Raw genomic sequence first — 22,418 nt, 5'->3', positions numbered from 1 at the left:
TGTTTCTCACCACCTATAGAGGTGGGAGTCATCTCCCATCTGATATAATTCATGATCGCCACTGCGGTTCCGGCAGACATTCCAAATAACGTCAAAACCTGATGATTTCCAGTTGCCGAAAGAAGCATTACAACTGCAACTACAATTGCATTCAGGATCAAAATCACCGGAGAATATATAGCATCGTAAAAATTCGTTTTCTCCATTGCCTGATAAAATACCCCTTACAAACAGTGATTATATCACCATTCATAAGGGGTATTAATCATTTCAAAAATTTTACATAAAATACATACTATGCATCAGTGTTGCAACTTACAGATCACATTTTAATCCAATTACAAAACTCTGTGATCACATTTATCTGTTATACTTTTTGTTTCTTCTTACAACTGATGTACCAATTGCTGCGCCACCGCCTGCAAACAACAGGGCAATCCATAAAGTGAAATTGCCGGCATCATCCGTCTTTGGGCTCTTAGTAAGATTACTTGTATTGCCGGTTTTTGTATTAACAGTCTTTTTCTCAAGAGATGCAATTGCGTCCTCTATGGCTTTCGCCATTTTGTCTACTTCAGACTGCGCTGTAATATTTTTACCACGAACAACAGATTTTATCGCATTTTCCACCGCTGTAAAGCTCTTATAATCATCCTTATTCAAAGCATTTGCCTTTGTAATCGCTTCGTCAACTTTGCTGTAATCAGCATCCTTGTATTGCAGGGCAGCAATGGCATCTTCAATAGCCTTTGCCATTGCATCAACTTCGCTCTGTTCAGTGATATTCTTGTCACGGACAACAGCATTGACGGCAGCTTCTACCGCAGTGAAGTCTTTGTACTCATCCTTGTTCAGAGCGTTTACCTTGGCGATGGCTGCATCAACCTTGGTGTAATCGGCGTCTTTGTAAACAAGGGCACCCATTGCATCCTCAATAGCCTTTGCCATTGCATCCACCTCTGTCTGTTCTGCCAGTGTCTTCCCTTGAACCACCGATTTGATTGCAGTCTCCACAGCTGAAAAATCTTTGTAAGCATCCTTGTTCAAAGCATTTGCCTTGGCAACAGCCGCATCGACTTCACTGTAGTCTGCTGGACCGTTTATCCTCGGATAACCGCCAATCTGTGCAAATGATTCTCCCAGTAATTTTGCCACAGTGCCATTTTCAAATTCTTCTTCTGTCTTTTCGCTGGCCGTACCAGCATTTTTTGTCGTTCCACAAGCCCCAAAGAAACAGTTTGTATCAACGATGCTACTGCCACCCCACAGGTTACCCGCAAAAATACCGGTTCCTTTGATTCCAGGCACAGCAGTTCCTTCGGTAGAAAGGGTAGCCTGATAAACATAGCAATTTTGAATGGTTAACGCAGAATCCGTCATCTCACCAACAAAACCGCCCGCAAAACTCACGCCCTGAACCTCATCGGTTTTCGAAGTTACAGAACAGTTTGCAACATAGCAATTCGTAAATATAGATTTACCAGCTCCATATGCTGGATCATCATCTGTTTCGCCAACAAAACCGCCACCATAAGCCATAGTTTTTACTTGATTGTTTTCAGCAGCACACTTTTCAAAAGTTCCACCGGTGGAATAACCTACAATACTTCCCGCACAGTTATTATTGTTGTTGCGCTTACTCTCTAAGGAAGAATTCACAACCGAACAGTTTTTAATGGATGCCCCATAGCACACACCTGCAATACCGCCCACATAACTATAATTTTTCTGACCGGTTGCCACAAAGTTTGCGTTTTTCACATGCAGATTTTCAACCGAACCAAAAGCAACCCATCCAAAAATGCCCGCTGTAGCGTAACCATCTGGGTCAACTTTTCCGGCAGAAACCGCATTCGTGATGCTGTGATCGCCACCATCATAGTTTCCTGCGAAATAATAACTTCCAGAATAACCAATTGGTTCCCATGCAACTCCTGTCAAATCAATATCAGCAGTTTGCTTAAAATAGTAGCCATAACAGTTCCCAATACCTGCTTTTTCAGCATCAAGTTCCTCTGCATTACCTGAATTCAGGAACTCTGCCAAAGCAATTATATCCTTCTGCGAAGCAATCAGCCATGGGTCTTCCTCTGTACCTGTTCCACCGCTGAATGACGGTGCTTCCGCTGCAAACGCTGTCATTGGCACAAGTGCCACGATAAGACACAACGCAAGCAGAAAACTTAAAATTTTCTTTTTCATTCTCATCCCTCCAAAATATCTTCTATCTGTCATTTGAGCTCTCCGACAACAGATTTGTTGTAAAAATACACAACCTCTCTTACCCTTGTACACATAACAATATGGCAGATTTTTCCAAAAATCACAATAAATTTTCAGAATATTTTCATTTGATATTTCACAGGGTTCGATAAAAGTAACCCTTCCAGACAGTATCACCGCCATTTGAAAGGGTTATTGGGCATTTCAAAAATTTGTAAAGTTGAGGCATAAAATGTTACTCAACATTCTCAATCGGCTCTACCATGTTCATCTTTGCAATAGATCGCAATAGATCGCAACAGAATTCGCTTTGCTACTTGCTCATAACAAAAATGAGATTGCAAAGCAATCCCATTTTCGTTAAATTCTTATGAAAACTGTTCAATTATGCGTTCATCTGTTTTGCGAAGTATTTTCGCAATCCCTTGTATTTCAAGGCTTTACACGACCTAACTTTTTTACTGTACGCAACTTTTTATAATTGCGTCAATCTTTTGGTATACGATTAGATATATTTAGTTGACGCACTTTTTTCTGTACGCAATTTCGCTATTCAAGAAAATTTCCAACCTTCGCGATTTCTTGATTGCGATGCTCCTCCAACATGTGAGTATAGGACATTGTAGTAGCATAATTAGCGTGACCCATAATACTCTGTACAAATAGCGGATCAAGTCCTTTGTCAAAACAACGCGTCGCAAATGTATGTCGAAAAGCATGTGGATACAAATGTTCAAAAAACACCGGCTCTCTATGTTCTCTATAAGCCTTTGTAATTTCTTTCATATTAATATTATCTACCACTTTTCTCATATCATGCGCAATCACATATCGTGTAACTGGTGATCCTACTGTGCTCGTAAAAACTAAATCTCCAAACTCTGGATTTGCTCTCCATCGATCTCCTAATTTTTTCTTATACATATCCTGCTTTTCTTTCCAATCCCGAAAACACTTTTCTGTTTCCCCGAAAAAAGGAATGGAACGATATGAGTTTGAAGTTTTAGGAGTTGTAAGTTCTTCAATTTTTTTGCCATCTATATATGCAGTCTGCATAGAACGGTTAATATGAACTACTTTATTTTCAAAATCAACATCTCTCCACTGCAGTCCAGAAAATTCACCAATTCTCATACCTGTTAACAAGAGAATCTTATAGGCTTCATAATAATATTTATTCTGAACCTCATCCAAAAAAATTTTCTGTTCTTTTGGTGTCAGTACTCGACGTTCTTGACTAATATTCGCATCTTTAATTTTAATACCAATGCATGGATTAACTGGTATAATCCGATTTACGATTGCGATTTCACAACACTCTTTCAAAATTCCAAGTGCCTCTTTTACAGTTCTATATGTATACCCTTCTTCTACAAGCTGTGATGTTGCTTCCTGTATATTGATCTGTAACACATTTGCAATCCGCTTATCTCCTAAAAGCCTACAATATGTATTGCGAATCCTTCTATCATATGTCTTTCTGCTAACATCATTTTTCAACTGAGGGGCTTTACATCTGTCAAACCATTCCCGATACCACTCATTCAAAGTAATTGTGGAACACATTCCACTTGAATTCTGCTGTAACATAGCTTTTTTTACTTCGAATGTTCTTTTCAGCGTTTTCAAATCCTTGTCATATATATCTATTTTTTCGCCGCAAATTACGGCTCTTGCTTCGTATCTACCATCCTTTCTCTGACTAAATCCTTTTCCTAAATCTCGTCCTTTTAGATCTTTACCCATAATCAATATTCCTTTCGTCCTATTGACCATAAAGCAATTTCATATGTATATATTACTCCATTTTCTGCACTTATACAATTGCAAACTTATCAGATGGGAATATTATATTTTGCGCATTGCTCTAAATAGTCATCAAACTTTTTTTTATTTACATATAAACGATTTCCTAAGATAACCGTAAATTTACTAGTTGGACGTTTAAGTATCTCTCGAACCTTTGTTTCTCCCCAACCAGTATATTCACATACTTCCTTTAAACTCATTAAAATTTTTTCCATTTAATATGCATCTCCTTCTTAATGAATAAAGGCAGACATTTGCCTGCCTCCTTAGTTTTGCCACCACCATATTACATAAAAAACATTTGGATTATAATTATTCCTCCCAATGTGACACAGGGAATGATTTTTGACCACTTACCCGTTCTAACAGATGCTGCCCATTCTTTCTCCACCAAAGCAATATCAATATCTTTGACACTTTTTGCATATGGAATAATTCTCTGAAATATTACTAAAAACTCCTGCCGCTTATAATTTCCGCCTCTCACTTCAAATAGATTTTCTTCTACCAGCACCGAATTAACACAGATCTCACTTTTCCGCTTCGGATCTTCTGTGATCTGAATCAAAAAAGCCTGTTTCTTCTTATTGAATATAACGTCCGTAATATCCGAAAAATGTATCCAGCAGGACTCATATACATTTCCAACTGCCTGATAGCATTTCAAGGTCTCCTCTTCAATGGAAATCAAACTGTTTGCTACTTCTGTCACCTGCTCCTCGTATATGCTCCGTTTCTTCCATAATAGGATAGCGGTCCAAAAGAAACTGCCTGCTGCCACACACCAGCCTATATAGCAGGAATGTATTCCAAATATGACTGGAAGAAACATGCATAGGATGCCTGCTAAAAGATAGACCAGCATGAAAATCAGACAATTTAATGCCCGCTCATACGCGGTTATTTCCGCCCCCTGCTCTGGGTAAATACATATTTTTTCCATATACATTACCTCGCAGACCGGATGACACGTGAAATGATACCGATTGCTACTTCCTTTTCTTCGTCCATTCTTGTACAAATAAAATATACGTCATCCTTTTTGCGTGGCAGTAGCTGACGGTCTTCCACCGAATGAGCAATCGCATTCGTCCCAACCTGCAGGCGGATAAAAATCAAACCATCATGGATTCCCGTTACTGTTCCGATATATTTTCCCTGCTTTTTGCATGCGTAACATGTGGTATGGTCTAATGATTTTCCTTCCACCGTAATACTCAGTTTTCCACCTGCTTCCTGGATCTTGTGAATCCGCACCAGCGTCGTATCTCCTACGCGGTAATGTTCCCTGGCATCTGCCATCCACGCCTGTGCTAACTCAAACACTCTTGCAAAACACTCCAGGCCAAAGCACTCCAAACGGAGCAGATGTTCTGTAACCGCCAGGATTCTCGCTTCCACAACACTCCCTTCCTGGATCAGCGGTGCTTCACCTTCCACTTGTGGGCGGTAAAAGTTTTGCACTTTTTTCTCCATTGCCTTTTTTCGTGATGCGACCACCGAATGTGTCGCAGCATCCAGTTTTAATACGATGAAATCAATCTCACAACCAATCATGTTAGATGTGATACGGATCTTCTTGGTCATATCCCCCTCATCCTGTTCTGACAGAATGATGTTCATCTCTGTTACTGGGATCATCACACGATAGCCCTGGTAATCTGCCAAAGCCACATTCACAGTTTTTCCCTCTCCAATGGAGTGCCGCTCCATGGAGATCAGCATGCCTGTCAAAATCTTCTGCTTGAGCATGGAATTCTGTAATTCGTGCCAATTCAGATCATCGGTTTCATTGTCATTTTCATATACAGATGCTGCCAGACGATCTAACGTGATGATCTGATCCGTACCGGTCACCGGCTTGCTTACCGCTCCCTGCCCTTCTGTTCCGGAAGTTTCCTCCACCTGCAGCATCTTTTCTTCTTCTTTCAGTTCCACAATCTAGTCCTTTCTTATGATGCAGTTTATTTTTGTTGTTCCCATATTTTGTATATACTTCGATTTACCATATTCGGAAACTAGACGTTATTCTGATTCTGGAACAGCTTCTCAAAAAACGCATTCAGATTTGTGTCGGAATTCTGCTGCCCGTTGTCGCTTTCCCCTGACATTACTTCCACTTCCAGATTTTTATCTTCTACAAACGGCTTTTGTGCCTCTTTTTCTTCTGCAGCCTGTACCAGATCTTCCTCTAGCTCAACAAACTTCGGCTTCCATTCTTCTTCAAATACAGCCTGTCCATTCGGGAACCTGCCCTCTGCCGCATATTTTTCTTCCATTTTCTTTCGCTGTTTCAGCAGCATGGATCTCTGGTTCCCCCATCTCTCACTGTCTTTGACTACATAACGTTCCGGATCAGAAACGGCTTCGTGCAAAAGCGCACCCCGGCTTTTATATTCACAACCTCTTCCACTGATATCATGTCCCTGTTCATATCTCCAGACTGGTAGAAATTCCTGTGGCATGATGCGACGCAGTTTCAATGCTTCCGGATGTTTAAAAAATGGAAACTTCTTGAGCCGTATCATCTTTTCACCCCGAACAAACAAAAGCATCTCATCGGTATCAAGCCGCATAATCTCGTCCGGTGTGTATACCGGTCTCTGACCAACACCCGAATTTCTTGCCAGATCCGGCACATAGTCTGTCAGACGCACTGTTTTCAGATTTTTCCGGATGGTCTCCACCTCAATGGTTGACAGTCCGGTCAGCGCTGAAAAATATTCTGCAGTCGTGGATTCGTTGCATCCTAGAAATAACCGGAAATCACAGCCGCCGATCAGTTCTTCCCATACACCATCCGGATAACGGTTTTGGAACTGTGGAATGTTCTGAACTATCAAGACCATTCCAATATCCCGGCTTCGCGCCGTTGCCTCCTTCTGCTGGATGCTGTCAATGATTCCGATGTTGGGCATTTCATCAAGGATGAAATAGACCGGCACATCACATTTTCGTGCTGGCTGCCGGTCGGCATAAGCCATTATTTTGATAAACGCCATGGATATCATAAGGGCATTGAGCATGTTATACGTTGTCGTTGTATCAGAAGCCATGCAAAATATCGCCGTTTTCTTTTGCGCCATCCGTTCCAGATTGATCTGCTGGTAACCTGTCATCCGCTTGATTGCTTCATCCTGAAAAATTTTCAGGCGGGAACCAAGTCCCAGAATCGCATTGCCTTTATTCTGCGGCGATTGACAGAACAGGTTATAGGACTGTCTGGCAGGGTGCGTGACCGGAAGCGCAAAAAATTTTGTGTCCAGCGATGCTGCTGATTCCTGCAAAAGCATGTTATATGCTGTACTGAACTGATGCAGTTCCTTTGGCATGACTGTGACTACATATAGCACCAGGGCCTTGAGCAATACTTCCTCAATGTCGTTGAAAAATGCTTCGCTGTTAATACTTGTCGTATTCTGGATGATCGTGTGACAAATAATGTCGACGTATTCCAGCTCCTCTTCCCCACTGATCTCCTGCAGAATATCCCATCCATCCGAATTCCAACGGTTTGACAGATTCCACAGTCCAACTTCATATCCTTGGGAATACAGATAATACACCATGTCTCCGCACAGTTCCCCTTTGGGATCTGTGACACAGAAAGACTCTCCGCGTATCACGCATTGGATGATCATGTTTCTGGAAATAGCAATTGATTTAAACGATCCCTGGGAGCCCGCGACAAACAGATTTCGGTTATATGGCGAGTCACGAGGCATAGACACCACCTTTCCATCCATTGTGGTTCCCAGAATAATGCCATCCGTCTCCAATGCACTGTCTGTGATCGACAGATAGTTTTTATACTCCTCTTCGGTTGCTATCCGGCTAGTCCCATAGGTTCCCTTGGCAGAATAGGAAAAATTTCGTTCATCCTCGTTATCCCTGGAACGTCCGACCACCTTAATGTACAAGATCAGTGCCACGATCAGGATCAGGCTTGTGGCATAACCAATATGCCCCTGTCTAGTAATTACTGCTACCTTTACTGCATGAAGAATGCCAAATGACAAATCTCCCTCTGGCTTCGCTAGGATTGCCAGGCATCCGCCCGGATATAGGGCACCGCAGACAATACATAGCACTTTTACATGCGTATACTTTGTATGTTCTTTCTTTGGAATTTTTCCCCTCCACTGTGAGAATGTCTGCTGCATTTTTTCAATATAATAACGGTATCTCATATGCGCCTCCTTCTACTTTAGATATACGTCAATGAGATACCGTCAGAAACTAAACTTTCATCGAGTTGCACAAGTCAACTAGTATAAATCCAACGGCTATTCTATACTATAAGCAATAATAGAATATGCTTTGACACAACTCATTTTGCTAACTTTCAAATGAATCGAATTAATTTCAACCCAAAAGTTTGTTCTGTAATAAATTTTTTAAACTTTTTTTCATTTGTATGAAAAATATTTACTTTGACAGTTGTATATATAGTAACAGGAGTAAAAAATATGAACACTTATGATTACAACATTTCGGATATTGTAAATAAGTACAGCAGGCATGTTGCAATGCTATCGTACACTTATACCAAAAATATCGCTGATGCAGAGGATATTGCTCAAGATGTCTTTCTACAATTAATAAAAAGCAATAAGGAATTTGAAAATGAAGAACATTTACGCGCATGGCTTTTTCGCATCGCTATTAATAAAAGCAAAAACCTTTTAAAAAGTTTTTGGATTAGCCACCGCAGTGATTTTCCAACAGAAAATACTTCAATACACGAAAAAGATTATGATTTAATTCTGTCTGTTCTCGAATTAGAACCAAAGTACCGAATACCTATTCATCTTTTTTATTATGAAGGATATTCCATAAAAGAAATCAGTGCCATTCTTCATGAAAAGGAAGCTACTATCGGAACCAGGTTAGATCGCGCAAGGAAAAAATTAAAAGACAAATTAGGAAGTGATTACTATGGATCATAAAAAATATAAACATGCATTTCAGCAAATCCGTTTCTCTGAACATTTAGAAGAAGATATTCTTTCAAACCTTGAAAAACGGAATAATAAAAAAACGCGTACTAAATTATTTTCACGTGTTATTTTTACAAGTGCTGCTTCCCTATGTGCACTTACATTGATTGTTACACTTAACAGATCGGATTCTCTGGATTGCGATTTGCTATCTGAAAATTCACTTGCAGAACTAGATAACATTTCAAATATATCAGTCTGCCAGACGACTACTACTGAAAACCAGAAAGTCGAAATACCTGATCATGAAATGGTTATTCTTGATCCTGACAGTGAAATTGAAAAAAATAAAATTGTTTCTTTTTCTGGTGAAACTAATCATGCAGATAGCAATTATGAAATTGGTTATATTTATAATGGAACGTACAATAAATTAGACGGATTAAACAATACCCCATCATTTGATGAAGCATTTTGCACCACAGATACAGGAAAATACTACGTGTGCATTTCAAACTATTCTGCTCAAGAATTGTCTTTTGACACAAAACTAACAATAACTACGAATGATTTAATATACCATACTAACTCAGTATATTTATCAAAAGACAGTAGCATCACAATCCAAACTGATCTTATCAGTGAAAATTGTATTGCATATTACATTGAAAATTGTCAGACAAAAAAATTGACAAAAATTCAATCATCAACAAAAAAAGCAGCAATTAATGCAGATGGATCATACCGCATTTTTGGTATTACATCCCAAAATACTATTATTGATTTGAAAGATTGCCTTTCTATTGAGCACTCTGTTACCCAATCAGATAGTGATTCTATTATCCCATTATGTTATTGATACTGTCATATGTATGGACTATGTAAGGAGGTGAATTTATCAAATATCCAATGACAGTTTAATCATTAAATATACATCAATACCAAGGAGATCCTTTATGAAGAAAAAATTATTATCAACCCTGTTACTTGCAGGGACACTTTTAATAGGTTCTACAGTATCTGCTTACGCACAGGATGTTTCTTCCGATCCACTTCAGCCATATGAAGATCGGTTAGAAGAATTAAGCACTGAACTGGGTACTGACTTAGCAATCGTTGCTCCTGAAGATGGAACCATTGAAGATGCTATCGATTTTTATTCTAGCATGTCTATGGATGAATTTGACTCATATGTAAAAGATGCCTACGAAGAAGCGGAATCTTTAGATGTGGTTACAGAAGAATATGTATCTGAAGAGTCCTCGTCCTTGGACGTTGCACCTTTAGCCAGCATTGCTTATTATCAAAAATATTTTTACAACTCCGGAAACACCAATAACTATCTCTATGTTCGAGCATATGTAAACAGTGATACTTCAAAGTACACCGGAGAAGTATATGATATTGGCAGTGTTCAGAAATCATATCCATCATACAAATGCAAATCAGCAAGTTATAGTTTCTCCAGCAATAAAAAAACGATTACCTGCAATTACAGAGTAACGAAATATTTATCTAGCACACTAATAGAAACTACAACAAAAAATATCTCTTGCACATTTATAGCAAACGGTGGCAATATATCTGCATCTGGCAGCGTTTAATTTTTTTGAAGAAAAGTGTTGAGAGCATCATGAGATGCCCCCACACTTTTCTTTTTTGGGCAATCTTTTTCCAAATTAAGATCTATGTCATATCTTTTCAAAATCTATACTTATCAGTCCAATTTTTGCCGCCCAAAAACATGCATCCCGGATTCCCGCAATATAGGAAAGATCTGCATATCTGCCATCCAGTTTCTCTAACGTCTGGATATAAGCATCAATTTTGCTTCGTACCTCTTTTCCAAGCGGCAGATCCTCATACTCTCTTAACAGCTTCTCCAGTTTTTCCAGTTCCATCTTATAAACCGAATCTGTTTTTGCGTATTGATTCCGGGTAATATCAATCGCTTCTGCTACGGTTTTTTCCAATAATTCTTTACTTAGCATTTGTTCATTACTCCTTTTCGTTTACTCGAATATCTGTTCTATATATTTATATACGTTTTTTAAAGGAGTTTCATAACAAAAAAATCGCCACAATCGTGACGATTTACAAACTTTATTGTTTCATATTATCATTCTTTGGATTTAACTCTGAAAAGTCTGCTTCCTTTTCAACCGAAATAGCAATCACTGGATTTTTCAATCCCTTCCCATCCAAAAATGCAATCCGATCTGCAGAATAAAATTTCTGTTGTTCGAAACCTACTAAAACCATCTGCACCTCTGCTTCTGGTGGGAACTGCTCTAAATAGCGGATCAAATCCTCGTTCTGCACGTTCATCCCCCCCTTGCGCATTTCACATTCTACTTATCAAGTACCTGTTCGCAAGTATACCATATTCGGTCAGAAAACGCAAACGTACATTCGACTATTCTTTTTCCAATTTTTCCAGATATTGCTCCATGTCCTGTTTTTTCACACTAAATACCCGGATATTCTTGCCATCATTGAGCCAGTGTACAAACTGCTCCTGTTCCTCCAGACATAATATCCCTAACTGCTGCCGTTCCTGCATGATCTGCACACATGCGGGTAAATATAAGGGAAGCAATGAGACAACAGGAATCTGGAAGCGATCCCTTAACCTCTTCTTTAATCCATCCACAAGCTCTGGATGAAAAAACAGTCGCAAAAAAATTGTCCCGGCTTTTCCATTCGGGATATAATACATCCCCGCTTCCGGTGTTACGCGGTTATATGCCTGGTTTCGGTGAAACAGACGATACTCCTGTTCTTTGACATAATTTTCCATGATGATCTGCTCCATATCCGTCCCAAAGATGATCTGCCTTGCTGTTCCCATCTTCCCCCATAATTTAAACAACGTTGTCTGTGTATTTTCTTCCACCGCTTTCATCCACTTGATATTGCGGTCTTCCATATTGTACAGCAAAATTGACTCCTGCTGGAAGATCAGTATCCCGCACAGTTTGCTCCCCCTGTTTTCGTCGCTTTTCCCTTTGATCTCGTATGGCGCATAATAGACCGGAGCTGTGTCTGCCTGTTCCCGCTGGTTCGATAACGTTTCCTTCTTTTTGGGTTCATAGAACACCCCTGCCAGATACATATTATAGATTACCTGACTGATGGTTGCCCTCCGATATGACTTTTCCTCATTGACCGCCAACTGTCTTGCTTCATAACGCGCCATAATCCCAGGCACATCTTCCACAATCTGCATGACAGCATTCTTTTTAATATGAAGGGTACGGGGATGACAACCAAATATGGTCTCTGCCTCACCTTTTTCCTTCATCTGCTGCATCATTTTTTTGTAATATGGTTTACTTCCACAAAGCTCCATGCAGATTTCCTTTTTGATTTCCCCGCCGGACATTGCCATGATGAGCAATATGCGACGTCGGATGGATTGTTCTGTCATTTATGTATTTCCTCAAAATATCAGGGTGGTTTACGGCGGCGGTGAAAGTTCTCCCTGTGGATAATTTCTCCCGTCAGGTGGTTCATCTTTTTGCAATTTCCGAACTACCGCCGCCTAACCTGGTTCGCTCCATTTCCTCACTGCTCAGTTAAATGCTGGTTTTCACACCTTTTTTAAGGGTATCTTTTCCAAAATAAATTTCTGACAAAAAGATACCCTACATTTCACAGGCAAAATCAATCCCAAAACTTTTGAATACATGCCTTTGGTGCCAGGTATAAACAGGTCTCATTTTTGTTCTGATCCGTAGTATTACAGGTCAGGAAAATATTTAGCTCAGTGCCCCGATCCGAATCAATATAGCCTAAAAAGTGAAGCAGGTCGATTGCCTGTTTAAGCTCTACGTTATCGGAATCCCGCACCATCTCCGCGGAACGGTAAGAATGTTCAACGATCAGAACTGCCCCATCTTTCCAGTGTTCTTTTAAGCGGCTAAAACGTTTCGGATCTTCTACGGCATACTGGTACAGAGCCTGGCGGAGTGTATACATAAAAACACATTCCGGCTTGGCTTTCCGGTGAGGAAGCAGCTCCGGGATCTGGATCTTGAGTATCTGATCCTTTTGTGTCACTGAAATATCCCACAAATTCATCTCATAGATATACTGTCTCGTCGCATACTGTTTGTTTACCTGGCTGATGGCAGTATATAAATTTCCGATCCCATTCGGGTTTTTCAAAAAACTCTGTCTCATACGGCAAGCCAGCGTCTCTACTTCTCTTAAACAGTATTCCATTTCTGCAAGTTCTGCTTCATTCTTTGATCCTGGCAAACACTTCTCTGTCTTGCCCGGATGCCGGCGTTCCTCCTGTACGGATATACCTTGTAATAACTGCTCCATAAATTCATTGTCATACATCGCGTTTCCTCCTGTTTTCTTCCTTATAATTACAGACCAATTACAAGATACTTGTTCTGTAATTAATGCGTTCTCTATTTTTGTCATACTTCGTATACATTAGATATACGGCGATTTTCTATTTTGGGAAACTAACAGAATCTAACAATCTCTTCTTGCTGAAATGCATATTATATTATACAATTAATGTAGTTGTTAATCTTTTGAGAAGGGAGAAGGGAATGGAATCAATCATCATTAAACCGGAGCGTGTGTTTCAAGAGGGGTATCGCTATTACATAAGCTACATCACGCATCCGGTAAAATGGAAATCCGCATTGCGGAAATGGTATTTTATTAAGTATGTCCGGGATTTGGATCTGTTCAGTTTTGAACGACAGCATTATCCTTACAACCTGGTATTTGTGTGCTGCAATCCACCAGAACAGGTTGCCGCCATACAAGCTGACTTTGAACACCGGTACTTTCAGTATATGAAAACCGGTGATATTGACGGGCTCATTGCTTTGCGGACAGAACGGCATGACTATCCCTGCTAGACTTTCGCCATTCCATACAGGCAAAAAAAAGACGGATGCCATAGGAATTTTCCTTCCTATAACAACCGTCTTTTTTCATGAATATATTTTATTTTTCTATCACATTTTCCATATGATAATTTGATAGATTCATCTCTCATCACTCACTTATGACAACACCTTCTTCCTTTATATTTTTATAAAAAGGTAAGGTATCTACCCAATATTCATACTGCTGCTTTTCCTTAATGATAGGCGCAATATCAATACCGGTATCCATTTCTATTTCAAATGCAAGATCATAAATGCTGTTCTTTATCTGTCTGATTTCATCTTCTGACATCTTGACCAGAATCATAATATCAACATCTGAATTATCGTGATATGTTCCTCTGGCATAAGAACCATACAGAACAACCCGAACCAGACGTTCGCCTAACATACGTTTTAATTCTCTTGAAAATTGGAATACTACATGATTTACTGCTTCTGGCATATTGTCATTCACATCCTTCCTGTTATGTTTTAATTATATCTTGCCATAACGCCAAAGTCATTACATGATATGAAAATTTACAGCGCATCATATCCAAAAACATCCCACAGGCTCTGCTGTTCCAATTTCATCCGCTTGCAGCGCTTTACGGTTGAGACGGAGCATCCACACTCTTTTGCAGTTTCTGTCACACTCCGTTCCTGTGCCGTCGCCCAGATGTCGATTTTTGAAGGATCTTTCTTCCAATTTGGCATTTCCAATGCATGAAATGCCTCATTGACGCTATAACCCTTGAGAATCGCAAGGCATAGGGCATAATACCCTTCCTTGATTTTATCTTCCATAGTTTTCACCCCCGCCAAAGAACCCATTGCAATTCTCTGTATCATACTGTACGCGCGTATACACAGCGGTATTTCCTACCATAATAGGATTTTGCCCGCTATCCTGGCATGACATCATACCTGTCTGGCAATATGGTGCTGACAGTCCTGTTCCAAGTTCTGGCAGTGCTTCTGCTCCATCCTGCTGTGTATAACAGTCTGCACTTACAGGAGCTTCTGAATAATTGTCGTGTTCATCCCATTCATGGCTCTCCTCTGGTGGCAGGTCATATCCAATCATGCTCAGTGCCCTCGCTACTGCTGCTGTCTCTGCACTTTCCAAAAAGTAGTGCCCCGCCGCATGTGCATCACTCCATACGCGCATGGCATGAGCTGTTGCCAACACTTCTCCTTCATTCTCGATCGTTGCCTTGACGATCGCCTGATACGGCGTCATAAGCAGTAGTTCTTTTCGGATCAGCATCTGTGGCATTTCCCGTCTGGCCCATGCGATCCGAAAGCCTGCCTTAAGATAAAAACTGCCATCATCCAGCATGATTTTTCTCTTACATGGATCATCACCCAGATCCTCACTGTAAACGCTGTAACCGGCATCTGACAACGCCCTTCCGATTGCGACTGTTTCCGCGCACTCGAAAAAAGAGGGCTCCTGTGGTTCACATCTCCGTTGGGAATAAGCTTCCGCAAGAAGTGTCGCATCATCACGATACACCTCTGCCTTTATCAATACGGACTCCACGAATCCAGGATTGTTATTCTGGCGGTCAAACCGCATCAGACTGGTACGGATCTTCCCTTTTGGATATTTCTGATAAAATTCCGAAATCCGGAATTTAACCGGCAGATACTGGGAGCCATCTTCCAATATAATTCTTCCCATCTTTCTTCCTTTCTTATTAAAAATAAGAAGCGGCTACATAATACAACCGCTTCTCTGACCATTTTCTATGAGTGATATGGTAAGGCTTCATCCATACCATTTGGGATTGGCATAAACCCGTTCCCATTTGGAATCATGATACCAGGCTCATTTGCATTTGGAGCCATCCCCTGGGCCTGGTTCTGTGTGTAGCCACCCTGGTTTCCACCATAATAGCTTCCCTGGTTTTGGTTTTGTGGCATATAGCCACTATTTGCGGGCATTCCCGCATTAGCTCCATAACCATTGTTTTGCATCGGGGCAGCACCTGCCATGCCATTTGGTGGCAGCTGCATGTTATTTGGACCGGTCTGATAACCGTTTTGCTGCTGTGCATAAGCTCCATACCCCTGATTATTTGGCATCACATTCCCAGGCATTGTGTTCTCCTGCTTCGGACCGGCAAACGAGGTATCTTCTACCACGATCTCCGTTGTCGTGACCTTCTGGTTTTCATTGTTAACATAACTGCCTGTCTGCAGCCGCCCCGAAATACAGATCTGGGTTCCTTTGTGTAAATACCGCTCCGCAAATTCAGCACTTTTGCCAAAAACGACACAGCTAAAAAAATCTGCTGCCGCCTCTCCCTGCTTTTTACTCTTTCGCGCCACTGCCAGACGATACCTTGCGATCGCCATCGCATTTCCATTCTTGGAATAACTGATCTTGGGATCTCCCACCAGTCTTCCCATCATTACAACCTTGTTCATTTTTTCCTCACTTTCTGCCTTACGGCTACATTTCTATTACAAAACCTGTATCTTCAGGATTTTGCCGAAAAATAAAAAAACAGCACAACACAGACCATTTCTGATCCATGCATGCTGTTTAACCATGCTTTCGCATTTTATATACTTGCCTAATTGGCATGTAAGACTTCTATATTATAATATATACGCCGTTTTTTCTCTCGCGGAAACTTCATATATGCTTCCGGTCATCACAGATGCAGCATATCATATTGATTACTGCCAGGATAAGGTACACCGGGCTTCCAAAGCAATCCGATAATGTCTTTAGATTCCCTACCAAAAACCATATCCCGATCTGCATCAGGCACAAAAGAAACAGTATGATCCCGATGCAACGTACAAAAAGCAGCGTGTTTTTCCACTGTACAGACAGTGTTTTTCGGAAGCCTGCCAGCACTGGAACCATGCTGCAGCACAGATATGTAATGGTCAGTAGTTTCAGTACGTTTTCCGATACCTGTATCATCTCAAGGTACGTCTGGATCATCACTTAGTGCACCACCTTTCCGATAATGTCCTCACAGCTCATACAGCCAAAACTTCTGGAGTCCATGGAATGCTCCCGGTTATCCCCAAGCAGGTATACCGATCCGTCCGGGACCGTCTGTGCCGGAATATCCGAGGTTTTTCCCACTGTATGATCGGATTCTGATATTTTCTGCCCGTTGACATATAACTGTCCATACTTACAGGACACCACATCTCCACCAATGGCAATGATCCGTTTGAGCAATATGGTCTTTTCTTCTCCGGCACTATATTTCACACCTACCACATCGCCCCGGTTATATTCCTTCCCACGAAGGAGTAAGATAAACTGTCCATCCTGATAGGTTGGACGCATGGAAGCCCCCTGTACCTGACCGATCCACACATGCTGCATCAGCGCACAAAATACAAACAGTACAAGAAGGAGTTCCCCCGCATAACGGATCATCCGCTTTAATGCCTGTATTTTTCTTTCTTCCAGCTCCTGCTCCCGGCTCAGTTCTGCCATATGTTCCCTGACCGTTTTTATCAGCTCTTTCCCTCTCGCAAAAAGCCCTGTCAGCCATTCCATCCACTGCTTCTTTTTCTCTTGTAATTTTTTTCTCATCTGCCCTCACTTATCTGACAGACTTGCGATCACAGCCGGAAGAAGAAGCAGAAAAACAAATCGACCCCTTCTTTGAGGAAATGTCCCATCCGTTTTTCCGTCCGTTTTAAAAATTCTTTATCCGCCTGATCCAGTGCTGCCATTTTCTTTACCTCGTCTAATAATTTCATATCCATGTACTCTCCATTTCTCATTAATCTTCCATATCCCAGGCACCAAGGGATGCAGCGATCGCATCCAGGTCCTCTTCATTGAGTGCTTCCACTTCTGGTGCATACACAACCGGCTCTGGCTTTGGAATCGCTTTCTGGTCTGCTTTTTTCTCCTGCCGCTTATCTTCTCTTTGCTCCTGCCCATTCATTTCCGGTACAACTTCGATACGCTCCAATTCCCCAAGTCCCAACAGTTGCTTTTTCTCACGCAGGTACAGATCCAGTGCTTCCGCGATCACATGTGCCTTCGCACGCGTACCACAGCGGTTTAAGAATGCCGCTGCCTGGCAGTGTCCGGCGATCGTGCTGTTAAACCGGATCGTAAACTGATAGGGATTCTTTTTCATGATTGCTCACCCTTCTTTTTTTGCATCACCTGATACAACAATTTATATCCATGTACGTTTCCTTTAATATCCTCCAGAAACATATATCTGCCAAGCAATGGGGATTTCTCAATATATTTTTTCAGAAGGATCGCTCCACCGCCTAAGAACACCACGAAGGAATGTTTCAGGTCAATCTGAAATTCACGAAAAGAGGATAACAGACTGTCTACAAATGCCTGTGCTTCTTCTTCCACCAGTGTAATGATCTCCTCATCATACAGACTGGTGTCCCCACTTAAAATGGCATCCACATCGCTCTCTTCGATGATCGCGTCAAACTTTTTTAAGCACTTTTTATGTATGGTCTGATATAAAAGAGTCAATCCCTGCTCTAGGGAATCCGTATGCTCGATGTCAATCGTGCCACGCACCATGGTCAGATAATCCGTTGTGAATCCACCGATATCAATCCCAACAACGCGTGGGTATGGCTTAATTTGTGTAAAAACCGTCATAATGGCAGCATAACATTGCGCATATACATACACTTTCGTAATCTTCACCCGCCACGTTCTACCCTTATACCACACGTATTGCGCCTCCGATGTTTTAAAATAAGCTTTAAAATTGTCTTTTAGGTGGGCATCTTCCATATGGGCAGGCGGTAATCCTCCAAGCATGGTAATGTAATAGGTTTTATCCGGGTCATAGGCAATCTCATTATGGCTTTCCATATAGTCCAGTTCTTTTGCAATCCCCATCATTGCCAAAACGAAGTAACGCTCTGTTTCTGACTTGTCCCTTAAATATTCCTGCCGCTTATTTGTCAGCACATAATATCTGCCCCGGTATCTGATATAATCTTCCGGACGGGCAGTTGCAGGAATAGTGGTCTGTGCCACCACGCCCGAAATAGAAATTGAATGATCTGTTTTGACCTGTTTGTTTCCTGTGTCGATTGCGATTTCCATCTCATGTTCCTCCTTATCTTACGTTGTAATTATCCTGTAATTACATGTCTCTATTTATATATACGGATTTGGGATGTGTTTCATAACAAATATTTCTATTTTTCGACATTATTTTCAATCGCTTCCATACACACAAACAGTTCGGTCACCATCTCGCCAAGCCATTCCAGGGAGATATCCCGGTACTCCTGCCCGTTTTCCTTCCCATCTTCGATATAACAGCACCGTTTTCCCTCTTTCTCATATAGTTTGATCTTTAATTCCATTTATCTGCTCCTCTCGCTTTTTTCTTCTGTCCACTTTTTCAGTATAAAAAAATGCAGCCGCCACAAAATATATGCAGCGGCCGCAAACTTTCTAGTTCACATGATTCTTCTTCCTGTTTCGTGCCAGCAGGGCGATTCCGCCAACAGCCGCCAGGATACCCACGATCATAAGTACATACATGCTTTCTGTGTTTCCTCCGGTCATCGGCATGGTAAGCACTGCTGAATTTCCAATTTCAAATGTCAGGTCATAAAAACAATACTTCTGTGCCGCCTCATCCCAGACTGCCTGTGACAGATCTGCTCCACGCTGTTGTGCTTCCTCTACGGTAAGCTCCATCGGCAAGGTGACGGTGATATTATCCTTCAGGAGATTTTTCCCGTCTGCTGTCTTAATCTCTGTGATCACATAATCCTGTGGAATCAGTCCTTCCCAACAGATTTTGCCGTCTGCATCGGTACTTGCAATATGCTCATCCCCTTCATCCACGCCGACCAGCCGGAATGATACCCCGGATAACGGGATCTGCTTCTCATTCGCACTCTTCTTGTAGATCGTAATGGAGCCGTACTGTGTCTCATCATAGGCTTCGATCTTCGGATTTTCTGCCAGGATACTTCCACTGCCAACGACTTCTCCCTGATAGATCTGTGGTGCCACACCATTTTTTTCCTGTCTGATCACCAGTTTCAGTCCGGTTGTCACATCCGTTTTTGTCTCTTCCTGTCCAGTAAAATACATGATTCCAGATAACTGGTAATGCACCGGTGCAGATATCTCCTTACAGGTATAGGTTCCAATCGGGAAAACAATCGCTCCATCATGCTCATACAGATCATCGGACTGTAAAGTTCTGCCATCCTGCATCTGGTAAGTCGTAAGCAGGTATTCTTTATCCGTTGCTGAAAATGTTCCGGTCTCATCCGTCCGATAATACCATTTCTTTGCAGGTGTTCCGTCTGTTGCTCCATTCACGTTCTCATAATATGCAATCTCAAATATGGCACCTGACAGGGCAGCATTTCCCGGTGCCTCTGCCGAATGTGAGCCAAGATCTAATTTCTGCAATGATAAGTCAAATGGATTACTTGCCGGCTCTTCCTTACAGCTAACCGTTGTTGTCTCTAAAGATTTCACCGTTGCGGCATGGATTCCAGCCGGAAGGTTCTCTTCCTGCTCGTTGCAGAGCAGGTACCCGTCAGATGCGGTCAACTCTTTCACATAATAGGTTCCTCTCCGAAGCGTCACTGTATTGGAGCTTCCATCCTCTTTCGTCGTCAGCGTCTCCACGCGGTTTGCATCCTGCACGGCATCTTCGACAGACTGATATACCCCGTATACAGCGCCTTTAATGTTATAACAATCATTCTCTTTTGAAAACGCTTCATCTGAAGAAGCTTTTTTCAGTGTCAAAAATCCCTTTTCCGGTTCATCCGCATAGTCGATCTCCACTGCATGGGTGTTTAAAGAAAACGTCTGTTCCCAGACCTCTTCGTTACGTTCATATCCTTTCGGTGCCTTCACTTCTTCCACCTTCCATGTATGGGTTGTCCCCTCTTTTAATGCTTTGAGTTTGTCATTCACAGAAGCAAGGACACTCTGTTTTGCCTTATTGTAAGCATTGCTCCAGTTTTTATAATCCAGTACCGGCTCATAGGCTTCTGCATAGTCGGTCCACAGAACATTACCCCTCCAGTGGTAAGCCGCTTTTCCGTCTGCATCCGTAGTCACCGTTGCCACCTGTTTTCCATCCATGGAAACGGCAAATTCAGCGCCAGCCAATGCTGCACCCGTATCAGAATCCGCCTTTGTGATATGAATATCCAGAGACGGTGCCACTTTCTCCCGCGCCTTGTAATGTGCCCGCAGGTAAGAAGTCCGGGTAAATACCACCCGGATGGCACCATAAGTTGGTGTAATGGCACTGGTCCATGTGCTGACGGACTGGTGCCCGGTTCTGGTATAAATCAGAAATGGTTCACTGCTATTCGGGATCGCATTTTTATAATAATGGATCGTCGTGGATTTTCCTGCCATCGACGCATTTGAACCAATCCAGATACCGACATTGCTGCCATCCCATCCTTTGGATACCGTTACACCAGTCTGTCCGACAAAGGAAGTATCATTCACTACCCCGTTGGTATCCTTGAGCCAATACGACTGTCCAGCAGTGGCATACACCGTCCATCCATCAAAAGAAGGCAGCTTGTTGTAAGAATAAAACCGGTTCCAGACATCCGCAATGGCAGCATCCACCTTGGCTTTGGTGTTTAAGTGCCCGCAGTTATGTGCGGTATTCCTTGCCCCGTCCGTTAAAACGTATCGACCGTAATTTGCCGGACTTTCATTTTCCTTGATCTCGGACCAGATCAAGTTTTGGACAAGAACGTAACTGCATAGCCAATCATCACCATAATAGCTTTTTGCCAAATAAACTGCTTTTGTCAGGTTGTTCGTCTTTTTGTAGCTCCAGCCGTACTTATCCATCAGCCATTGCGCCGCATCTCCGTTCAGCCCGTAAGTGCCACCGGAAGCTCCGATGTTGACGGAAGGTTCAATACACCATGCCAACTGATCACCAAGCATCAAATAGGATTCCGTACAATCCCAACTTCCGTCCTTGTGATAACAGGAGAACTGGTTCTCATATTTGGTAAGGGTTGCACTGCTTGCAGCCCGACTAATCGCATGCTCCGCACTGTTCATGGTTGCTGCCAGCGGTGTATCGGCACCGGCCATGGAAAATATTTCTTCCGGAAGCACAGTATCGGGACCCGCTGTATCCGCAGCATCATTTTCCGACACAAATGCCCCGGTTACCGTTACATCATCTTCCGGCATGACAAAGAGCATGGTATCCGGATATGCTCCATCCGTTACCGCCGCCCCATCCGTATCCGTAACGGCAAGTGCTGTCCCCTCACTGGTTGCTACGATAAGGGACTCTAAGTGATAGCCCTCCTGTGGGGTAACCTGCAGATGGATCTGGTCTCCTGCCTGCAGATTGTCATCTTCCTTGAGTGCAATACTGCCATGTTCCACATGTGCAATCCGGACGGTATAACATGCTGCCTTCTCTTCTGCCGCCATTGCCGGAACAGATAACAGTTCCAGGCATACGCTCAAAAGCACCGTCATACACACCAGCAGGATGGCAAGCATCCGGACAGGTATCTTTTTCATACGCAT

Annotated in this window: 25 protein-coding genes and 1 pseudogene; 4 read left to right on the top strand and 22 right to left on the bottom strand. The window is 42.1% G+C overall.

Annotated features, from left to right (window positions below):
- The 7 genes and pseudogenes from LG34_RS13540 to LG34_RS13510 all read right to left on the bottom strand — a co-directional run.
- Positions 1-206 (bottom strand): annotated as a pseudogene (locus LG34_RS13540) (ABC transporter ATP-binding protein); the annotation flags it as partial.
- 154 nt (positions 207-360) lie between these two features.
- Positions 361-2,202, bottom strand: coding sequence for a hypothetical protein (locus LG34_RS13535; protein WP_109216540.1), 1,842 nt, complete (start codon positions 2,200-2,202; stop codon positions 361-363).
- 570 nt (positions 2,203-2,772) lie between these two features.
- Positions 2,773-3,969, bottom strand: a complete 1,197-nt coding sequence (locus LG34_RS13530) for a site-specific integrase (RefSeq protein WP_181369383.1) — start codon at positions 3,967-3,969, stop codon at positions 2,773-2,775.
- A gap of 89 nt (positions 3,970-4,058) precedes the next feature.
- Entirely contained in the window at positions 4,059-4,247 is a 189-nt protein-coding gene (locus LG34_RS13525; RefSeq protein WP_109216538.1) for an excisionase, read from the bottom strand.
- Positions 4,248-4,318: 71 nt separating this feature from the next.
- A complete protein-coding gene (locus tag LG34_RS13520; RefSeq protein ID WP_109216537.1) occupies positions 4,319-4,975 on the bottom strand; it encodes a hypothetical protein in 657 nt (218 codons plus the stop codon).
- Positions 4,976-4,980: 5 nt separating this feature from the next.
- Positions 4,981-5,970 carry an RNA-binding protein gene (locus LG34_RS13515; RefSeq protein ID WP_109216536.1) on the bottom strand — a complete coding sequence of 330 codons (990 nt, stop codon included), beginning with the start codon at positions 5,968-5,970 and terminating at the stop codon, positions 4,981-4,983.
- A gap of 80 nt (positions 5,971-6,050) precedes the next feature.
- Positions 6,051-8,222, bottom strand: a complete 2,172-nt coding sequence (locus LG34_RS13510; RefSeq protein ID WP_109216535.1) for a VirD4-like conjugal transfer protein, CD1115 family — start codon at positions 8,220-8,222, stop codon at positions 6,051-6,053.
- A 279-nt stretch (positions 8,223-8,501) separates the two neighbouring features.
- Here LG34_RS13510 and LG34_RS13505 point away from each other — a divergent pair, with 279 nt between their 5' ends.
- From LG34_RS13505 to LG34_RS13495, 3 genes are all read left to right on the top strand, one after another.
- Positions 8,502-8,981: a sigma-70 family RNA polymerase sigma factor gene (locus LG34_RS13505; RefSeq protein WP_109216534.1), complete on the top strand. Its 480-nt coding sequence runs from the start codon at positions 8,502-8,504 to the stop codon at positions 8,979-8,981.
- Positions 8,971-9,831: a hypothetical protein gene (locus tag LG34_RS13500; protein ID WP_021738859.1), complete on the top strand. Its 861-nt coding sequence runs from the start codon at positions 8,971-8,973 to the stop codon at positions 9,829-9,831. The genes LG34_RS13505 and LG34_RS13500 overlap by 11 nt, the downstream gene beginning before the upstream one ends.
- A gap of 97 nt (positions 9,832-9,928) precedes the next feature.
- Entirely contained in the window at positions 9,929-10,576 is a 648-nt protein-coding gene (locus LG34_RS13495) for a hypothetical protein (RefSeq protein WP_021738858.1), read from the top strand.
- 87 nt (positions 10,577-10,663) lie between these two features.
- Here the strand turns inward: LG34_RS13495 and LG34_RS13490 are convergent, their stop codons facing one another.
- From LG34_RS13490 to LG34_RS13475, 4 genes are all read right to left on the bottom strand, one after another.
- Positions 10,664-10,963, bottom strand: coding sequence for a hypothetical protein (locus LG34_RS13490; RefSeq protein WP_109216533.1), 300 nt, complete (start codon positions 10,961-10,963; stop codon positions 10,664-10,666).
- A 112-nt stretch (positions 10,964-11,075) separates the two neighbouring features.
- Positions 11,076-11,294 (bottom strand): hypothetical protein, encoded by a 219-nt coding sequence (locus LG34_RS13485; RefSeq protein ID WP_109216532.1) that lies wholly within the window; start codon positions 11,292-11,294, stop codon positions 11,076-11,078.
- A gap of 94 nt (positions 11,295-11,388) precedes the next feature.
- On the bottom strand, positions 11,389-12,402 hold the full coding sequence (locus LG34_RS13480; RefSeq protein WP_109216531.1) for a hypothetical protein: 1,014 nt from the start codon (positions 12,400-12,402) through the stop codon (positions 11,389-11,391).
- A gap of 236 nt (positions 12,403-12,638) precedes the next feature.
- Positions 12,639-13,322, bottom strand: coding sequence for a hypothetical protein (locus LG34_RS13475; RefSeq protein WP_109216530.1), 684 nt, complete (start codon positions 13,320-13,322; stop codon positions 12,639-12,641).
- A 221-nt stretch (positions 13,323-13,543) separates the two neighbouring features.
- Between LG34_RS13475 and LG34_RS13470 the strand changes: the two genes are divergently transcribed.
- Entirely contained in the window at positions 13,544-13,861 is a 318-nt protein-coding gene (locus LG34_RS13470; RefSeq protein WP_109216529.1) for a hypothetical protein, read from the top strand.
- Positions 13,862-14,000: 139 nt separating this feature from the next.
- On the opposite strand, the gene LG34_RS13465 is transcribed toward LG34_RS13470, so the two are convergent.
- The 11 genes from LG34_RS13465 to LG34_RS13425 form a co-directional block, all read right to left on the bottom strand.
- Positions 14,001-14,336: a nucleotidyltransferase domain-containing protein gene (locus tag LG34_RS13465; protein WP_109216528.1), complete on the bottom strand. Its 336-nt coding sequence runs from the start codon at positions 14,334-14,336 to the stop codon at positions 14,001-14,003.
- Between the two features lie 77 nt (positions 14,337-14,413).
- Positions 14,414-14,680 (bottom strand): hypothetical protein, encoded by a 267-nt coding sequence (locus tag LG34_RS13460; RefSeq protein WP_109216527.1) that lies wholly within the window; start codon positions 14,678-14,680, stop codon positions 14,414-14,416.
- The gene (locus tag LG34_RS13455; protein ID WP_109216526.1) at positions 14,670-15,560 is read right to left on the bottom strand and encodes a hypothetical protein; all 891 of its coding nucleotides are present in this window, start codon (positions 15,558-15,560) and stop codon (positions 14,670-14,672) included. The genes LG34_RS13460 and LG34_RS13455 overlap by 11 nt, the downstream gene beginning before the upstream one ends.
- Before the next feature lie 65 nt (positions 15,561-15,625).
- Positions 15,626-16,309, bottom strand: coding sequence for a single-stranded DNA-binding protein (gene ssb / locus LG34_RS13450; protein ID WP_109216525.1), 684 nt, complete (start codon positions 16,307-16,309; stop codon positions 15,626-15,628).
- A 211-nt stretch (positions 16,310-16,520) separates the two neighbouring features.
- Positions 16,521-16,838: a hypothetical protein gene (locus LG34_RS13445; protein ID WP_146190237.1), complete on the bottom strand. Its 318-nt coding sequence runs from the start codon at positions 16,836-16,838 to the stop codon at positions 16,521-16,523.
- A 3-nt stretch (positions 16,839-16,841) separates the two neighbouring features.
- Positions 16,842-17,447 (bottom strand): signal peptidase I, encoded by a 606-nt coding sequence (gene lepB / locus LG34_RS13440; protein WP_109216523.1) that lies wholly within the window; start codon positions 17,445-17,447, stop codon positions 16,842-16,844.
- Positions 17,448-17,476: 29 nt separating this feature from the next.
- Complete coding sequence (locus LG34_RS16815; protein WP_181369382.1) at positions 17,477-17,617, bottom strand: hypothetical protein; 141 nt, start codon at positions 17,615-17,617, stop codon at positions 17,477-17,479.
- Between the two features lie 23 nt (positions 17,618-17,640).
- Positions 17,641-18,006 (bottom strand): hypothetical protein, encoded by a 366-nt coding sequence (locus tag LG34_RS13435; protein ID WP_021738846.1) that lies wholly within the window; start codon positions 18,004-18,006, stop codon positions 17,641-17,643.
- Positions 18,003-18,959, bottom strand: a complete 957-nt coding sequence (locus LG34_RS13430) for a ParM/StbA family protein (protein WP_109216522.1) — start codon at positions 18,957-18,959, stop codon at positions 18,003-18,005. The genes LG34_RS13435 and LG34_RS13430 overlap by 4 nt, the downstream gene beginning before the upstream one ends.
- 95 nt (positions 18,960-19,054) lie before the next feature.
- Positions 19,055-19,225 carry a hypothetical protein gene (locus LG34_RS16810; protein ID WP_022036234.1) on the bottom strand — a complete coding sequence of 57 codons (171 nt, stop codon included), beginning with the start codon at positions 19,223-19,225 and terminating at the stop codon, positions 19,055-19,057.
- 91 nt (positions 19,226-19,316) lie between these two features.
- Entirely contained in the window at positions 19,317-22,418 is a 3,102-nt protein-coding gene (locus LG34_RS13425) for a SpaA isopeptide-forming pilin-related protein (protein ID WP_109216521.1), read from the bottom strand.

This window comes from Eubacterium ramulus, from assembly GCF_003122485.1.
GTDB lineage: Bacteria > Bacillota > Clostridia > Lachnospirales > Lachnospiraceae > Eubacterium_I > Eubacterium_I ramulus_A.
The sequence above is the reverse complement of the archived record's forward strand: the minus strand, read 5'-3'. Positions and strand labels throughout refer to the sequence as shown.

Coding starts and splice junctions, on each gene's coding strand:
- LG34_RS13535 (WP_109216540.1), bottom strand. CDS start 2,202: ATGAAAAAGAAAATTTTAAGTTTTCTGCTTGCGTTGTGTCTTATCGTG.
- LG34_RS13530 (WP_181369383.1), bottom strand. CDS start 3,969: ATGGGTAAAGATCTAAAAGGACGAGATTTAGGAAAAGGATTTAGTCAG.
- LG34_RS13525 (WP_109216538.1), bottom strand. CDS start 4,247: ATGGAAAAAATTTTAATGAGTTTAAAGGAAGTATGTGAATATACTGGT.
- LG34_RS13520 (WP_109216537.1), bottom strand. CDS start 4,975: ATGGAAAAAATATGTATTTACCCAGAGCAGGGGGCGGAAATAACCGCG.
- LG34_RS13510 (WP_109216535.1), bottom strand. CDS start 8,222: ATGAGATACCGTTATTATATTGAAAAAATGCAGCAGACATTCTCACAG.
- LG34_RS13505 (WP_109216534.1), top strand. CDS start 8,502: ATGAACACTTATGATTACAACATTTCGGATATTGTAAATAAGTACAGC.
- LG34_RS13500 (WP_021738859.1), top strand. CDS start 8,971: ATGGATCATAAAAAATATAAACATGCATTTCAGCAAATCCGTTTCTCT.
- LG34_RS13495 (WP_021738858.1), top strand. CDS start 9,929: ATGAAGAAAAAATTATTATCAACCCTGTTACTTGCAGGGACACTTTTA.
- LG34_RS13490 (WP_109216533.1), bottom strand. CDS start 10,963: ATGCTAAGTAAAGAATTATTGGAAAAAACCGTAGCAGAAGCGATTGAT.
- LG34_RS13480 (WP_109216531.1), bottom strand. CDS start 12,402: ATGACAGAACAATCCATCCGACGTCGCATATTGCTCATCATGGCAATG.
- LG34_RS13475 (WP_109216530.1), bottom strand. CDS start 13,322: ATGTATGACAATGAATTTATGGAGCAGTTATTACAAGGTATATCCGTA.
- LG34_RS13470 (WP_109216529.1), top strand. CDS start 13,544: ATGGAATCAATCATCATTAAACCGGAGCGTGTGTTTCAAGAGGGGTAT.
- LG34_RS13465 (WP_109216528.1), bottom strand. CDS start 14,336: ATGCCAGAAGCAGTAAATCATGTAGTATTCCAATTTTCAAGAGAATTA.
- LG34_RS13460 (WP_109216527.1), bottom strand. CDS start 14,680: ATGGAAGATAAAATCAAGGAAGGGTATTATGCCCTATGCCTTGCGATT.
- LG34_RS13455 (WP_109216526.1), bottom strand. CDS start 15,560: ATGGGAAGAATTATATTGGAAGATGGCTCCCAGTATCTGCCGGTTAAA.
- ssb (WP_109216525.1), bottom strand. CDS start 16,309: ATGAACAAGGTTGTAATGATGGGAAGACTGGTGGGAGATCCCAAGATC.
- LG34_RS13445 (WP_146190237.1), bottom strand. CDS start 16,838: ATGATCCAGACGTACCTTGAGATGATACAGGTATCGGAAAACGTACTG.
- lepB (WP_109216523.1), bottom strand. CDS start 17,447: ATGAGAAAAAAATTACAAGAGAAAAAGAAGCAGTGGATGGAATGGCTG.
- LG34_RS16815 (WP_181369382.1), bottom strand. CDS start 17,617: ATGAAATTATTAGACGAGGTAAAGAAAATGGCAGCACTGGATCAGGCG.
- LG34_RS13435 (WP_021738846.1), bottom strand. CDS start 18,006: ATGAAAAAGAATCCCTATCAGTTTACGATCCGGTTTAACAGCACGATC.
- LG34_RS13430 (WP_109216522.1), bottom strand. CDS start 18,959: ATGGAAATCGCAATCGACACAGGAAACAAACAGGTCAAAACAGATCAT.
- LG34_RS16810 (WP_022036234.1), bottom strand. CDS start 19,225: ATGGAATTAAAGATCAAACTATATGAGAAAGAGGGAAAACGGTGCTGT.
- LG34_RS13425 (WP_109216521.1), bottom strand. CDS start 22,418: ATGCGTATGAAAAAGATACCTGTCCGGATGCTTGCCATCCTGCTGGTG.